At 65.1% G+C, this 13,783-nt stretch carries 14 protein-coding genes; 11 read left to right on the top strand and 3 right to left on the bottom strand.

What is annotated here, in order from left to right; all coding sequences use genetic code 11:
- Positions 1 to 22: 22 nt before the first annotated feature.
- Genes G9Q80_RS09185 through G9Q80_RS09170 form a run of 4 tightly spaced genes read left to right on the top strand, consistent with a single transcriptional unit; the run spans position 23 to position 3,900 of the window.
- A complete protein-coding gene (locus tag G9Q80_RS09185; protein WP_088714923.1) occupies positions 23 to 865 on the top strand; it encodes an ABC transporter permease in 843 nt (280 codons plus the stop codon).
- The gene (locus tag G9Q80_RS09180; protein ID WP_088714922.1) at positions 862 to 1,644 is read left to right on the top strand and encodes an ABC transporter permease; all 783 of its coding nucleotides are present in this window, start codon (positions 862 to 864) and stop codon (positions 1,642 to 1,644) included. Before G9Q80_RS09185 ends, G9Q80_RS09180 begins: the two co-directional genes overlap by 4 nt.
- Positions 1,641 to 2,642: an ABC transporter ATP-binding protein gene (locus G9Q80_RS09175; RefSeq protein WP_088714921.1), complete on the top strand. Its 1,002-nt coding sequence runs from the start codon at positions 1,641 to 1,643 to the stop codon at positions 2,640 to 2,642. Before G9Q80_RS09180 ends, G9Q80_RS09175 begins: the two co-directional genes overlap by 4 nt.
- 16 nt (positions 2,643 to 2,658) lie before the next feature.
- A complete protein-coding gene (locus G9Q80_RS09170; RefSeq protein WP_088714920.1) occupies positions 2,659 to 3,900 on the top strand; it encodes a cytosine deaminase in 1,242 nt (413 codons plus the stop codon).
- A gap of 170 nt (positions 3,901 to 4,070) precedes the next feature.
- Here G9Q80_RS09170 and G9Q80_RS09165 read toward each other — a convergent pair whose 3' ends face one another.
- Positions 4,071 to 5,681 (bottom strand): GMC family oxidoreductase, encoded by a 1,611-nt coding sequence (locus G9Q80_RS09165; protein WP_088715088.1) that lies wholly within the window; start codon positions 5,679 to 5,681, stop codon positions 4,071 to 4,073.
- Between the two features lie 138 nt (positions 5,682 to 5,819).
- Between G9Q80_RS09165 and G9Q80_RS09160 the strand changes: the two genes are divergently transcribed.
- Positions 5,820 to 6,731, top strand: a complete 912-nt coding sequence (locus G9Q80_RS09160; protein WP_168246448.1) for a LysR family transcriptional regulator — start codon at positions 5,820 to 5,822, stop codon at positions 6,729 to 6,731.
- Here the strand turns inward: G9Q80_RS09160 and G9Q80_RS09155 are convergent.
- Together G9Q80_RS09155 and G9Q80_RS09150 are read right to left on the bottom strand one after the other, a co-directional pair.
- Complete coding sequence (locus tag G9Q80_RS09155) at positions 6,716 to 7,159, bottom strand: hypothetical protein (RefSeq protein WP_088714918.1); 444 nt, start codon at positions 7,157 to 7,159, stop codon at positions 6,716 to 6,718. The two genes, G9Q80_RS09160 and G9Q80_RS09155, sit on opposite strands and share 16 nt — an antisense overlap.
- On the bottom strand, positions 7,156 to 8,235 hold the full coding sequence (locus tag G9Q80_RS09150; protein ID WP_088714917.1) for an isopenicillin N synthase family dioxygenase: 1,080 nt from the start codon (positions 8,233 to 8,235) through the stop codon (positions 7,156 to 7,158). Before G9Q80_RS09150 ends, G9Q80_RS09155 begins: the two co-directional genes overlap by 4 nt.
- Positions 8,236 to 8,483: 248 nt before the next feature.
- On the opposite strand from G9Q80_RS09150, the gene G9Q80_RS09145 reads away from it, so the two are divergent.
- From G9Q80_RS09145 to G9Q80_RS09120, 6 genes are read left to right on the top strand one after another with little or no spacing between them, the layout of a single operon-like run.
- Positions 8,484 to 9,557 (top strand): ABC transporter substrate-binding protein, encoded by a 1,074-nt coding sequence (locus tag G9Q80_RS09145; RefSeq protein ID WP_157903814.1) that lies wholly within the window; start codon positions 8,484 to 8,486, stop codon positions 9,555 to 9,557.
- Between the two features lie 6 nt (positions 9,558 to 9,563).
- On the top strand, positions 9,564 to 10,628 hold the full coding sequence (locus G9Q80_RS09140) for an ABC transporter ATP-binding protein (protein WP_088714915.1): 1,065 nt from the start codon (positions 9,564 to 9,566) through the stop codon (positions 10,626 to 10,628).
- Positions 10,625 to 11,602 (top strand): ABC transporter permease, encoded by a 978-nt coding sequence (locus G9Q80_RS09135; RefSeq protein ID WP_168246447.1) that lies wholly within the window; start codon positions 10,625 to 10,627, stop codon positions 11,600 to 11,602. Before G9Q80_RS09140 ends, G9Q80_RS09135 begins: the two co-directional genes overlap by 4 nt.
- On the top strand, positions 11,602 to 12,399 hold the full coding sequence (locus G9Q80_RS09130) for an ABC transporter permease (protein WP_157903812.1): 798 nt from the start codon (positions 11,602 to 11,604) through the stop codon (positions 12,397 to 12,399). The genes G9Q80_RS09135 and G9Q80_RS09130 overlap by 1 nt, the downstream gene beginning before the upstream one ends.
- An 11-nt stretch (positions 12,400 to 12,410) precedes the next feature.
- Positions 12,411 to 13,025 (top strand): cysteine hydrolase family protein, encoded by a 615-nt coding sequence (locus tag G9Q80_RS09125; protein WP_088714913.1) that lies wholly within the window; start codon positions 12,411 to 12,413, stop codon positions 13,023 to 13,025.
- Entirely contained in the window at positions 13,022 to 13,774 is a 753-nt protein-coding gene (locus tag G9Q80_RS09120; protein WP_088714912.1) for a hypothetical protein, read from the top strand. Before G9Q80_RS09125 ends, G9Q80_RS09120 begins: the two co-directional genes overlap by 4 nt.
- Positions 13,775 to 13,783 lie beyond the last annotated feature (9 nt).

The raw sequence follows: 13,783 nt of genomic DNA, 5'->3' as shown, positions 1-13,783 counted from the left end.
CTTTTGCCCCGGTTCCCCGAACATGTCCAAACGCTTCGATGCCTACCCCTATGTCTGGCGCCTACCGCTGCTGATCTGGCAGGGGCTGTTCTTTGTCGGCCCGCTGATCCTGATGGTCGCCATGTCCTTCTGGCTGGTGCGCAACTACCGGATGGAGCCGGACTTCGTCCTGAAGAACTGGGACCGGATGCTGGGGCGCGACTATTTCTGGAACGCCTACTGGGTCACGCTCTGGCGCGCGACGCTGGCCGGTGTGCTGGCCAGCCTGATTGCCTTTCCGGCCTCCTACGCGCTGGCCTTCCGCGTGCCGGAAACCACCCGCCGCTGGGCGATCTTCTTCCTGATCGTGCCTTTTTTCACCTCCTACCTCGTGCGGGTCTACGCCTGGCAGGTGCTGCTGGCCGAAAGCGGACCGATCAACGCGGTGCTGGGTTTTGGCGGGCTGGGGCCCTTCACCATGCTCAACTCGGGCTTTGGCGCGATGGTGGGCTACATGACCCTCGTCCTGCCGTTGGTCGTCATCCTGCAGACCTTCAGCCTGGCCGCCATCGACCGCAACCTGATCGAGGCAGCATGGAACCTCGGCGCATCCCCGCGTGAGACGCTGTTCCAGGTGATCCTGCCTGCGGCGCGGATTGGCCTGATCCTGGGCGCCACATTTGCCTTCATCCTGTCCTTTGGCGATTTCGTCAGTCCCTTCTACCTCGGCGGATCGAAGCCTCCGACGCTTTCGATCCTCATCATCGACACCACCAAGTCCGGCCAGCAGTGGCCGCGCGCCGCCGTCGTCGCCATCATGATGATCGCCACGCTTTTCGTCGCGGCCTTCGCTGCCGTCGGTGCAGCCTACGGGCGGAGGAAATGATGCGCCCCTCGGACATCGCCTTTCGCCTCTACCTCGTGGCGCTTTTCACCTTCGTCTTTCTGCCGATCCTGACCAGCATGGTCTTTTCGCTGAACTCCGACCGGTTCCCGACCGTCCCGCTGGGGGAGTTCACGACCCATTGGTACAAGACCGCCTTTTCCCGCCCCGAGGTCTGGACCGCCTTCGGCAACTCGTTGATCGTGGCCGTCTGCGCGGCGGCCCTGTCGACCGCGTTGGGCTTTGTCACCGCCTATACCGATTTCCGCTACGGCTTTCGCTTCAAACCCGCCTACCTGGCCCTGGCGCTGCTGCCGCCGACCATCCCGCTGGTGATCATGGGGCTGGCAATGCTGGCCTGGCTGGGACGGCTGGGGATTTCCGGGACGCTGCCCGGCATCGTCGTCGCTCATACGGTCATGGGCGCGCCCTTTGCGATGGCGATCTGCCGGCTCAGGCTCAGCCAGATGGACCCTGCGCTGGAGGCCGCCGCCTGGAACCTCGGTGCCTCGCAGTGGCGGGCCATGCGGGCCGTGGTGATCCCCTTCTGCCTGCCGGCCCTGATCTCGGCCTATTGCCTCACGGCCGCCGTCAGCTTCGACGAGTTCATCGTCGCCTGGTTCGTCTCGGGCCTGAACAAGACGGTTCCGGTGATGATCCTCGAAATCTTGCAGGGCAACGTCGATCCCCAGATCAACGCCATCGGCACGGTCGTCTTCCTGACCTCGATGGCGCTGGTGATCGTGGCCCAGCTCCTGATCCTGCGAAAGACCAATGCATGACTGACACGGATCCGCTTGTCCGATTTTCGGGCGTCCGCAAGACCTATGGCACCTTCGAGGCCGTCAAGCACCTCGACCTCGACATCGGGCGGGGCGAATTCGTCGCCATCATGGGGCCGTCGGGCTGCGGCAAGACGACGACGCTGCGGATGCTTGCCGGGCTGGAAGAACCGACAGCGGGCGAGATCACCATAGACGGCAAGCGCATGAACGAGGTCTCTGCCCATGACCGCGACACGCCGCTGGTCTGGCAGTCGCTGGCGCTGTTTCCCTTCCTGAACGTCAAGGAAAACGTCGAATTCGGGCTGAAGATGCGCGGCGTGCCGAAACCCGACCGGCACGGCCGCGCCATGCTCTGGCTTGAACGTCTCGGGCTCAAGGGGTTCGAGACGCGCCGCATCGACCAGCTCTCGGGTGGCCAGCGCCAGCGCGTGGCGCTGGCCCGCAGTCTGGTGACAGAACCCCGGATGCTGCTCCTGGACGAACCGCTTTCGGCGCTGGACGCACACCTGGTGATCCGCATGCAGGGCGTTCTGACCCGGCTGCAAAAGGAACTGGGCATCACCTTCGTCTACGTCACCCATTCCCAGTCCGAGGCTTTCGCGATGGCGGATCGCGTGGTCATCATGGGTCACGGCGAGATCGCCCAGATCGGCAAGCCGCAGGAAATCTTCCGCGCCCCGAAAAACCGCTTTGTCGCGGAATTCGTGGGACGAAACAACATTCTGCCGGGCAAGACCCCGGGGCAGGAGATCGTTGTCGCCGCCGACCGGATGCAGGTCAGCGCCAGCGATCCGGGCGAGGGCGCCCTGCCTGCGGAATTCCTGTCGGAAGAGTTCGCAGGCACCGGGATCATCTGCTATTTCGAAGGTCCGGAGGGCGTGGAACTCAAGGCGCAGGTCACCGAGGACCAGCTTGCAAACCTCGCCCCCGAACCGGGCCAGCGGTTCTGGCTGACCTGGGCGCCCGGCGCGGCGCATGTGATGGCCGGAACGTGAACAAGGGGCAGGGCGCATGAGTATCGACATCCTGGTGAAGGGCGGGCTGCTGGCTGATGGCACCCTTGCCGATGTTGCCATTTCGGACGGTTTCATCACGGCCGTGGAACCGGGCATCACCGGCGAGGCGGGCGAGGTGATCGACGCCAGCGGCAAGCTGGTGACACAGCCGTTCATCGACCCGCATTTCCACATGGACGCGACGCTCAGCTATGGCCGCCCGCGTGTGAATGCCTCGGGCACGCTGCTCGAGGGCATCTCGCTCTGGGGCGAGCTGAAACAGGAGCAAACGAGGGAGGAGATCGTCGCCCGCGCGCTGGACTATTGCCGGCAAGCGGTTGGCAAGGGCGTGCTGGCGATCCGCAGCCATGTCGACGTGACCGACCCGAAGTTCCGCACGGTCGAGGCGCTGCTGGAGGTGCGCGAGGCGGTGCGCGGCGTGCTGGACCTGCAACTGGTCGCCTTCCCGCAGGACGGCTGGTACCGCGCCCCCGGCGCTGAACGACAGGTGGTCCGCGCGCTGGATGCCGGTGTCGACGTGGTCGGAGGGATCCCGCATTTCGAGCGCACGATGGCGGATGGCGCGGCCTCTGTCCGGGCGGCCTGCGAACTGGCCGCCGAGCGAGGCCTGCGCGTCGACCTGCATTGCGACGAAAGCGACGACCCCCTCAGCCGCCATATCGAGACGCTGGCCGCCGAGACGATCCGCTGCGGGTTGCAGGGCCGCGTGGCTGGGTCGCACCTGACCTCGATGCATTCGATGGACAATTATTACGTCGCGAAACTCCTGCCGCTGATCGCCGAGGCAGGGGTGGCCGCGATCCCCAACCCGCTCATCAACATCACCCTCCAGGGGCGGATGGACACATATCCGAAACGGCGCGGCCAGACCCGCGTGCCGGAACTGCGCGCCGCCGGCGTCACTGTGGCCTTCGGACAGGACTGCGTGCGCGATCCCTGGTATCCGCTGGGCTCGGGCGACATGCTCGAGGTGGCGCACATGGGGTTGCACGTTGCCCTGATGACCGCACCTGACCAGATGCGCGCCGCTTTCCAGATGGTCACGGAAACCCCGGCACAGGTCCTGGGCCTCGACTTCGGCCTCGCCCCCGGCAAGCGCGGCAGTCTCGTGGTCCTGGACGCGCCCGACCCGATCGAGGCGCTGCGCCTGCGGCCCGCGCGCCTTGCCGTTATCTCGGATGGCCGCGTCGTGGCCCGGACGGAACCGGCCCGCACGGCGCTTTCAGCAGGGTTCTAGCCCCCCTTCGTCGCCGGGGGAACCGGCCAGGGCTATCCCTGCGCAGGCATCTGCAAGCCTGGCACATGCCCCTGTTTCTTTGGGCCAAAAATACCTCTGGGGGGTCCGGGGGGCAAAGCCCCCCGCCAGTCGTCGCGCGTCAGCGCGGCGAAACACCTCTCGAAAGCGGTTCAGGCCGTCACCTGTTCCCGCGCCTCGGTACGGATCATGTCGGCGGCCTTCTCGGCAATCATGATGGTGGGCGAATTGGTATTGCCCGAGGTGATACGCGGCATGACAGAGGCATCGACCACCCGTAGCCCGCCGATGCCGTTGACCTTCAGGTCCGGTCCCACCACCGCGGCGGGATCGGTGCCCATGCGCGCCGTGCCCACGGGATGAAAGATCGTCGAGGCGATCTGCCCGGCGCCCTCGGCAAGCTCCGCATCGCTCTGGTAACTTGGCCCCGGCTTGAATTCCTCGGGGCGGTATCGCGCCAGCGCCGGCTGGTCCATGATCCGCCGCGTCAGCCGGATGGCCCGGGCGGCCACGATCCGGTCACCCTCGGTCGAGAGGTAATTCGGCTGGATCTCCGGATGCGCCATCGGGTCGGGAGAGGTGATGCGCACATGCCCCCGGCTTTCGGGGCGCAGGTGGCAGACGCTGGCGGTGATCGCGTCGAATTCGTGCGGCGGCTGGCCAAAGGCCTCCAGCGTCACGGGCTGGACGTGGTATTCCAGGTCCGGGGTCGCCACCTCCTGTGACGAATAGGCGAAGGCCCCAAGCTGGCTGGGGGCCATCGACATCGGCCCGGAGCGTGTCGCAAGGTATTCCAGCCCGATTTTCGCCTGTCCCCAAAGCGACGAGGCCATGCTGTTCAAGGTCTTCGCCCCCGAGACCTTGTAGGCACAGCGGATCTGCAAGTGGTCCTGCAGGTTGGCGCCGACACCGGGCTGATCCAGGACGGTGTCGATCCCCTGGTCCTGCAACAGGGCGCCGGAGCCGATCCCCGAGAGCTGCAGGATCTGAACCGACCCGATCGACCCCGCGGACAGGATCACCTCGCGTCGTGAATGAACCTGCATCGGTGCATTCTCGCGCCGGAACCGCAGCCCGGTCGCCCGCCGTCCGTCGAAGAGCAGCCGCTCTGCCTGGGCATGGGTCATGACGTCCAGGTTGGCCCGCTGGCGGGCCGGTTTCAGGAACCCCTTGGCCGTGCTCCACCGCCAGCCCTTGCGCTGGTTGACCTTGAAATAACCGACCCCGAAATTGTCGCCCCGGTTGAAATCGTCGGTCTCCGGCAAGCCCGCCTCGACCGCCGCCGCCTTCCAGGCGTCGAGGATCTCCCAGCGCAGGCGCGCCTCTTCGACCCGCCATTCGCCGCCCGCGCCGTGCATCTCGTCGGCGCCGCCATAGTAGTCCTCGGATTTGAGGAAATAGGGCAGCACGTCGTCCCAACCCCAGCCGGTCAGCCCCATCTGCCGCCAGCCGTCGTAATCCGCCGCCTGTCCGCGCAGGTAGAGCATCCCGTTGATCGAGGAGCAGCCGCCCAGCACCTTGCCGCGTGGATACAGCAGCTCGCGCCCGTTCAACCCCTCGCAGGCGGCGGTCTTGTACCCCCAGTCGGTGCGCGGATTGCCGATGCAGTATAGGTAGCCGACGGGGATGTGGATCCAGTGGTAATTGTCGCTGCCGCCCGCTTCCAGCAACAGCACGCGGGTGTCCGGATCTTCGGAAAGGCGATTGGCCAGCACGCAGCCGGCGCTGCCCGCGCCGACGATGACATAGTCATAGGTTCCAATATCCTGCACGGCGGCCTCCCTCTGGTCCGGGTGCAGTATGGGTTGTCGTGGTCCGGCGGCGCAATCTGCAAAAACGAACGGGGGATGCCTGTTTTCGTTCATATTGCGGCAGGCTATGCTGTGGGGAAAGGAGCCGGCATGAGCCTATCCCTCGACTGGTCGGATGTTCGCTATTTCCTGGAAACCGCCCGGCACGGGCGGTTCAGTGGTGCTGCCCGTCGGCTGGGCGTCAGCCATACCACCGTGGCCCGCCGTGTCGCACGGCTGGAAGAGACCCTGCGCAATCGCCTGCTGGAACCGGGTGCGGGCGGATTGATACCGACAGAGGCCGGCGCCGCCCTGATCCCGCTGGCCGAACGGATGGAGACGCAGGCGGCGCAGATCCTTGACCGCCTGCAACGCCCCGGCGCACTGACCGGGCGGGTGCGGATCGGGGCGCCGGACGGGTTCGGCAACGCGGTTCTGTCGCGGATGCTGCCCGGGCTCTTGCGGCAGGAACCCGAACTGGAAATCGAGCTGGTGCCGGTGCCTGCCGCGCACAAGCTGTGGAACCGCGAGGTCGACATCGCCATCAGCCTCGACCGCCCGCAAACCGGGCGGCTCGTCATGCAGAAACTGACCGAGTACGAGCTACGCCTCTACGCTTCGCATGGCTTTCTCAAGGCGCATGGCAAACCGGACGACCGCGAGGCCCTCGCCACCATGCCGCTGGTCGGGTACATTGACGAGTTGCTGTATACCGAGGCACTGGATTTCAACCGTCTGGTGCATCCCGGCGCGCGGACGGTCTACAAGGCCGCCACCGTCCAGGCCCAGCTTGAAGCGGTGCAAAGCGGTGTCGGGTTGGGCGTGCTGCCCTGTTTCATGGCGCGCGAAACGGCGCTGGTGCCGGTGCTGCCGGACCAGATCCGATTTACCCGCGCCTATTGGCTGCTGCATGCCGAGGACGACCGCGAGATCGCGCGCATCCGCCGGGTGATCGATTTTCTGCGCGAAGAGACGCGGGCACGCGCGGCACTCTTTCGGTTCGACGCTCAGCCGGGCGGTTGATGCCAGGTCACGGTGACCGGTTGCGCCACCAGCCCATTCAGCCAGTCGGTCATCTCTTCGATGACCATCGCCTGCAGTGCCATGCGGTCCGCCCGGTCGACGATCCAGACATAGCCAAGCACCGCACCTCTCCGGCCCATCTCGGGATGGAAATAGGCACAACCGATATAGACACCGTCCTTGTCGCGCAGGGACCAGCCTTCAAAGAACTCGCGATAATGCCAACCCATGTCCCAGAGGTTTTCCTCCAGCGTCAGCCCGTTGGGCCAGTCGCCGAAAAGTCCTTTGAGGACATGCGCCGATCCGGCAACGGCTGCGAAATCTTCCTCGACCACGGCAGGCGAGAGTGGCGTCAGGTCAAAACCCCCCAAGGTGGCGCTGCGGGGCAGGGGGTTGGGATCGAAATCGGGATGGGCACGCGGGTTCATGTGCCGGGCTCTTTCGCCTCGCGCTTGAAGGGGTTCTCGTCCGGGACATCGAACTCCAGCACCATCTCGCCCTTTTCGCGCGCGTCTGCCATGTAGCGGAATGCGTTCACGGACATGCGCATCAGGTGATCCCCGGCCTTCATCGGCGGGTATTTTTCCATGATCTCAGGCGTGCGGAACTTCTCCAGCGGTTCGACAACCGCATGGTAGTCCAGGCCAAAGAACAGCGGGAAAGAGTACCTTTCCTCGCCCAGATTGGCGACGCGGTGCTGCGTGGACTTGAACTGCCCGCCCGACCATGTCTCGAAGATGTCGCCGATGTTGACCACGAAACAGCCCGGGATCGGCGGTGCCTCGATCCAGACATCCTCGGCGTTCATCACCTGAAGGCCCGGCGCGCCGGTCATCAGGATGGTGAAACATTCAAAGTCCGAATGGGCGGCGATGCCGACCATTTCCCGGGTCGCGGGCATCTCGTTGGGGATGTAGCGCAGGAGCCGCAGCTGCGAGGTGGGATAGGTGATGTGCCGGGTCAGTTCCTCTGTTTCGACCCCGAGTTCCAGCGCCAGAGCGTCCAGCAGGCGCAGGCCAAGCGCGAAGGCCTGGTCGTAATAGGTTGAAATCGTGTCTTTCCAGCCGGGAATATCGGGCCAGACGTTGGGGCCCGTCATGCGCCAGCCGGCGAGGTAGTCCGGGTGATCCTCGGGCGCCTCGTAGGACATGTCCCAGGCTTCGTTGAAATTGATCGACTTGGGGAAATCGGCGCCGTTCTCCTCGAAGGGGACATAGCCACGGTGATGGGTGGTGAAGCCGGACCAATAGCGCATCTTGAAATTGCGCGGCTTGTCGTGGATTTCCTTCGACGCCGCAAAGACAGCGTCGATCAACTCCTGCGAGATCCCGTGCCCGGTGATGTAGAAGAACCCCGAGGTCCGCGCCGCATGACCAAGATCGGCGGCGACCTTGGTCTTGTCGGCGACGTCCCCCGTGAACAGCCCCGAGAGATCGACGACCGGCAGTGTCGCATCCTCAACCGTCAGGGCCTTCTGGTCGTCCGAAATCGTGCTGCGCGCCATGCGTTCTCTCCCGAGTCGTTTGCCTGTTCCCAGGCTGGCCCGAAAGGGCGGATCGGGTCCCTGCGGCGATTAAGAATGCCGCCGGGTCGGTGCCGTTTGCCTGCGATTTGATCAATTGCCGGGGCGACTGGTCTCTTTGCGGTCGCTTTCTTTGACCGGTCACCGGTCTGCGCGCGCTCATGGGGGCATGACGAGGCTGCCAGCGTCCACGCGGCGAAAGGCGCGGCCGGGGAATGAGGAAGCTCACCATGACCAAGCTCAACAGACGTACTCTGCTCAAGACCGGGGCCGCAGGGCTCGCCGCATCCAGTGTGCTGGGCACGCCGCTGATCGCGCAGACGCGCAGCCTGAAGATCGGCAGCTATGGCGGCTATTTCGAGGACAGCTTCAAGGAATTCGTCTATCCCGCCTTCACCGATGCCGCCGGCATCGCGGTGGAAAGCGTGACCCAGCCCAACTCGACCGACTGGCTGGTGACCATGCAGCAGGCGACCGCCGCCGGCAGCGTGCCCGCCGACCTGTCTCTCTACGCGCGCGACACGCTGATCAAGGCCAGCCGCATCGGCGGGCTTCTGAAACCGCTGAACCTGGCCGCCATGCCGGCGGCGGGCAACCTGGATCCCTATTTCGTCTTCGAGGCCCCCGAGGGAGCGCTGGGGGTCGGGGCCATGTCCTGGTTCACGGCGATGGTCATCAACCCGGGCGAGGTCGATGTCCCTGCAAGCTGGGCGGACTTCTGGGACAGCTCGATTTACGAGGCCTCTCTGGGCCTGTCGCGCAACTACAACTCGCAGTTCCTCGACATCGTCGCGGCGACCTTCTTTGACGGCGAAGAGACCTTCAAGACCGACGAGGGCATCCTCGCGCTGATCGAGAAGGCGGCAGAGATCAAGCCGAACGTCGCGCTGTGGTGGTCGGCCGAAAGCCAGATGGAACAGTCGATGAAGAACGGCGACGTGATCGGCGGCCAATATTACCTGGATGTGGCCAACCTGATGGCCGCGGATGGTTTCCCGATCAAGCCGGTCTTTCCCAAGGAAGGCAACCCGCAGGACTACGGATCCTGGTGCCTGTCGTCTCTGTCTGAAAAGTCGGACGAGGCGGCGGAGTTCATCAACTTCTCGTCCGACCCGGCCACGCAGGCCCTGATGAGCCGCAAGATCGGCACCGCGCCTCTGGTCGACAAGTCGAAGACGGACCTGACGGACGAGGAATTCGATTTCGTCTCGGGCACGCCGTCGATCCGGCCCGCTTACGAGGCCTACCTGGACAAGGAGACCTTCATCAAGGAGAGCTGGGACAAGATGCTGGCCGGGGCGTAACCGTCCATGTCCGGCCTTGTTCTCAAGGGCATCTCGAAAAGCTTCGGCGGCACCCGTGCCGTCGAACATGTCAATCTTACCTTTGACGAGGGAAAGCTGACCGCGCTGCTGGGCCCTTCGGGTTGTGGCAAGACCACGCTTCTGCGGATGATCGCGGGGCTGGAGGCGCCGTCCTCTGGGGTGTTGTTGCTGGGCGGGCGCAACATCACCGATCTACCGGCGCACAAGCGCAAGTTCGGCATGGTGTTCCAGAGCTTTGCCCTGTTCCCACATCTGAGCGTGCGGGAGAACGTGGCCTATTCACTCAGCATTTCCGGCGTCGGTAAATCGGAGGCGGCGGAACGGGCGAACCGCCTGCTGGACCTCGTGCAACTGTCGGCCTTCGGCGACCGGCGCATCGGGGCGCTGTCCGGCGGGCAGCGCCAGCGGGTCGCCATCGCCCGCGCCCTGGCGCAGGAACCAGAGGTCTTTCTGCTGGACGAACCCATGTCCGCGCTCGACGCCAAGCTGCGCGAGGAAATGCAGGTGGAACTGCGCCTGCTGCAACAACGCCTTGGTATCACAACCGTCGTCGTCACCCATGATCAGCGCGAGGCGATGACGATGGCCGACAGCATCGTCGTCATGTCGAACGGACGTGTCGAACAGGTGGGCAGCCCGCAGGACATCTATCATCACCCCGACAATGCCTTTGTCGCGGATTTCATCGGCAAGGCGAACTTCTTTGACGGTGTGACCGAACCCGGCGGCATCCGCGTCGGTCCCATGCATCTCTCCGCCAGGCCGAATTTCGTCCGCGGCTCTCCGGTGCGGGTGGCGATCCGGCCCGAACGGGCCTGCCTCGACGATGAGCCGGGGGAAAACCGGCTCTCCGCGAAGGTGACTTTCGTGCGCGATCTCGGCCCGGTCCGCGAATATCACCTGGATACACCCTTGGGGGCGATGGTGGTCGAAAACGCCCCGGGCGAAGTCCGGCAATCGCTTGTCATCGGGGACCGGACAGAGGTCCGTCTGCCGCCCGAGGCGCTGCACGTCTTTCCCGATCCGCAGGCCGCGGTGGCCGCCGAATGACGGCGGTGGAGCGGATCGAGGCCGAGACGCCAGACCGCCCCGCGCGCACGCGTCCGACGCCCCGCCGCATCCTGCCCTGGCTGCTGAGCGTCGTGATCGGGGTGCTTTGCGTCGTGCCCTTTCTGCTGGTCATCGCCATCAGTTTCGGTCGCAAGATCGAGGGCGCCGCCTGGCAGTGGGACTTCACCTTGGCGAACTATCAGCGGTTTTTCGTCGGCGCGCTCTGGCCGGATGAGGTGACGTTTCTCTACCTGCAACAGCTTGGGTTCAGCTTCTGGTACGCGGTGGTCGCCTCTTTGCTGGCGGTACTGACGGCGCTGCCCTTCACGCTTTTGCTGACGCGGCTGTCGCGCCGGGCGCAGGCGGCCTGGCTGGTTTTCATCCTGTCGTCGCTGTCGCTGTCCGAGGTCTTCATCGTCATGGGCTGGGACATCCTGCTGTCGAACAACTCGGGCCTGCCGGCGCTGTTCAAGTCCACCGGGCTGACCCAATGGCTCAAGGACGTGGGATGGTTCCAGACACCGCGCGACTGGGGCCTGGCCAGCCCGCGCAACGTCAAGCTCAAGACCTCTCAATTCGCGACCATCCTGACGATGAGCTATCTCGTCTGGCCCTACGCGGTGATCCTGCTCTACCCGGCGCTCTCGCGGCTCGACCGGTCGCAAAGCGAGGCGGCACGGACGATGGGGGCCGGGGGCTGGACCGTGACGCGCACCGTGATCCTGCCCGCCATTCGCCTGCCCCTGTTCGGATCGACCCTGCTGCTGTTTGTCTTCCTGCTGGGCACCTATGTCGCCGTGACGGTCTTTGCCGCGCCCGCGCAACACACGACGGCGGTGGCGATCTACAGCAACATCCGGGGCGCCAACCTGAACGCGCCCTTCGGGGCGACGCAGGCGGTGATCCTGCTGATCTCGGCCGGGGTCTGCCTGACGCTCGGCCACATGTTCAACAAGTGGGCGGAGGCGAGGTGATGCGCGTTCTCGGACCGCTCTACATGGCGTTCTGCGCGGTCGTTCTGGCGCTGCCCATCGCCGTGGTCTGCGGCGCGGCCCTGAACGGCGGACGCAGCATGTTCTTTCCTCCGCGCGACCCGACGCTGGCGCGCTTTGGCGAGTTTTTCGTCTCCGAGCCTGTCTGGACGCAGGCATTGGTGAATTCGGTGATCGTCGCCGTCGGCGCGGCGTTGCTGGCGGTGCTTCTGGCCTGGCCGGTGGCCTACGTGCTGTGGTCCACGGGGTCGAAACTGTCGCGCACACTGGCGGCGCTGGGGTCCATGCCCTTTGCGGTGCCTCCCATCGTCTTTGGGGTGGGGCTGGGGTTCTTCTGGGGCTTTCTGGGCGGGCTGGGCGCGATCTGGGCCGGCATCGTCAGCCACGCGGTCCTGCTGATGGCGCTGCCGCTGGTCACGATCTCGATCGGGCTGCAAGGCATCGACCGGTCGCATCTCGACGCCGCCGCCACGATGGGGGCCACCGAGGCCGTGACCTTCCGCACCGTGATCCTGCCGCAGACGATCCCCTATACGATCTCGGGCTTTTTCTTCGTGCTCGTGCTGTCCTTCAACGAGTTCGTCGTGATGTTCTTCGTCTCGGCCTCGGGCTTTGCCACCGTGACGCTGCAGATCTTCAACTCGCTGAGGAACGGCTACACGCCAACGATGGCCGTGGCCGCGATCACCTTCATCGGTGTTTCTGTCCTTGTCTTTTCCGCCGTCGCCCGCTGGGGCGACCTGCCGCGCCTGATGGGCGCGGATCAATCTCGCAACTGAAGGAGAGCGTCATGGCCCGTCAGCCCACCATCGTCGGAAACCCGGTTCTTCTGGTCATCGATATCCAGAAGAGCGCCTTCATGGACGGAGATCCCGGTATCCCGATCATGCCGGGCTATTCCGACAACATGCGACGTGCGCGCAGCGTCGTGGACGCAGCCCATGACGCGGGCATCCCGGTTGTCTTCGTGCAGGAAATCCACCGCCGCGACATGGTGGATTACGGCCGCGAACTGGACGGGTCCGAGGGCATCCACTGCATGGAGGGGGAACCGGGCACGCCGGTCGCCTTCGAGGAGTTGGGCCGCCTGCCGGGCGACTACTACGTCCCCAAGCGGCGGTATTCCTGTTTTTACGGCACGGAAATGGAAATCCTGCTGAAGGGCCTGAAGGCGCAGACGCTGATCCTTGTCGGCGGCATGACGGATGTCTGTGTCCACTACAGTTTCGTCGACGGGCACCAGGGGGATTACCATTGCCGTGTGGTTTCGGATTGCGTGGGGGGCACCTCGTCCGAGGCGCACCAGGCCGCGTTGAACGCGATGGAATACCTGCAGGAAGGCGCGGTCCTGAGCGCCGAGGACATCATCACGGCGATGAGTGAACAGAGGATGGCAGCGGAATGATCACGACCGAGACCCTCCAGGGCCATTGGCACAGGGCCTGGCTCAAGTCGCAGGCGTTTTGCGACACGGAAACAACGGTGCACTGGATGCAGTGCGGACCGCTTTACGTCGATGTCCGCATCCCGCCGAACCGGCCCGACATCCGCGGCGCCACGGCGCTGGCGGACCTTCCGGACGCGGCGCTGCTGTCGCTCTTGCGGGCCGAGGGGTTCGCGGGCGTGGTCGAGCTGAACGCGGATGTCTGCACCTGGCAGCGGCTGATCAACTGGCATGGCCGCCCCGAGCAGGAAGACAGCGGCCAGCTTGAATTCCGCGGCTCGGATCAACTGATGGAAACCGGGGTGCTGGGCGATTACGCGGAGCTCTGGAACCGACGCAGCGACCATCCCGCCAGCGCGGTGCACATGAAGGCGGGCACGGCGGACGCCTACCTGGTCACCGTCGGAACGCGGTTCGTCTTTGGTGTCGGGCTGCCGGAGGCGGAAAACTCGCGAAACATGATCGCCGCGCTGGAGGCGGGGCAGCGGACCTGGGCCATGCAGCAGCAATTCGGGCAGGGATTTGCCTTTGGTTGCTGGGACGGGGCGCACGGGATCGCGGAGCTGTCCACAAATCCCCTGACCGAGGGGCTGCCCGTGCTGAGCTGCACCGGAGATGGAGAATTGATCTGGCACGCGGTGGATTTCTTCGGCCAGTCGCGGGACGTGCCGCTGACGCGCCCGATCGAGGTGCTCAACGACGTGGCCTGAGGGGGCGGT

The sequence above is a fragment of the Mameliella sp. LZ-28 genome, assembly GCF_012274245.1.
GTDB classification, from domain to species: domain Bacteria; phylum Pseudomonadota; class Alphaproteobacteria; order Rhodobacterales; family Rhodobacteraceae; genus Antarctobacter; species Antarctobacter albus.
Note: the sequence above shows the minus strand (reverse complement) of the source record. Positions and strands in the feature narration are given on the sequence as shown.

Coding starts and splice junctions, on each gene's coding strand:
- G9Q80_RS09145 (WP_157903814.1), top strand. CDS start 8,484: ATGACCAAGCTCAACAGACGTACTCTGCTCAAGACCGGGGCCGCAGGG.
- G9Q80_RS09180 (WP_088714922.1), top strand. CDS start 862: ATGATGCGCCCCTCGGACATCGCCTTTCGCCTCTACCTCGTGGCGCTT.
- G9Q80_RS09135 (WP_168246447.1), top strand. CDS start 10,625: ATGACGGCGGTGGAGCGGATCGAGGCCGAGACGCCAGACCGCCCCGCG.
- G9Q80_RS09150 (WP_088714917.1), bottom strand. CDS start 8,235: ATGGCGCGCAGCACGATTTCGGACGACCAGAAGGCCCTGACGGTTGAG.
- G9Q80_RS09120 (WP_088714912.1), top strand. CDS start 13,022: ATGATCACGACCGAGACCCTCCAGGGCCATTGGCACAGGGCCTGGCTC.
- G9Q80_RS09175 (WP_088714921.1), top strand. CDS start 1,641: ATGACTGACACGGATCCGCTTGTCCGATTTTCGGGCGTCCGCAAGACC.
- G9Q80_RS09160 (WP_168246448.1), top strand. CDS start 5,820: ATGAGCCTATCCCTCGACTGGTCGGATGTTCGCTATTTCCTGGAAACC.
- G9Q80_RS09170 (WP_088714920.1), top strand. CDS start 2,659: ATGAGTATCGACATCCTGGTGAAGGGCGGGCTGCTGGCTGATGGCACC.
- G9Q80_RS09125 (WP_088714913.1), top strand. CDS start 12,411: ATGGCCCGTCAGCCCACCATCGTCGGAAACCCGGTTCTTCTGGTCATC.
- G9Q80_RS09185 (WP_088714923.1), top strand. CDS start 23: ATGTCCAAACGCTTCGATGCCTACCCCTATGTCTGGCGCCTACCGCTG.
- G9Q80_RS09140 (WP_088714915.1), top strand. CDS start 9,564: ATGTCCGGCCTTGTTCTCAAGGGCATCTCGAAAAGCTTCGGCGGCACC.
- G9Q80_RS09155 (WP_088714918.1), bottom strand. CDS start 7,159: ATGAACCCGCGTGCCCATCCCGATTTCGATCCCAACCCCCTGCCCCGC.
- G9Q80_RS09130 (WP_157903812.1), top strand. CDS start 11,602: ATGCGCGTTCTCGGACCGCTCTACATGGCGTTCTGCGCGGTCGTTCTG.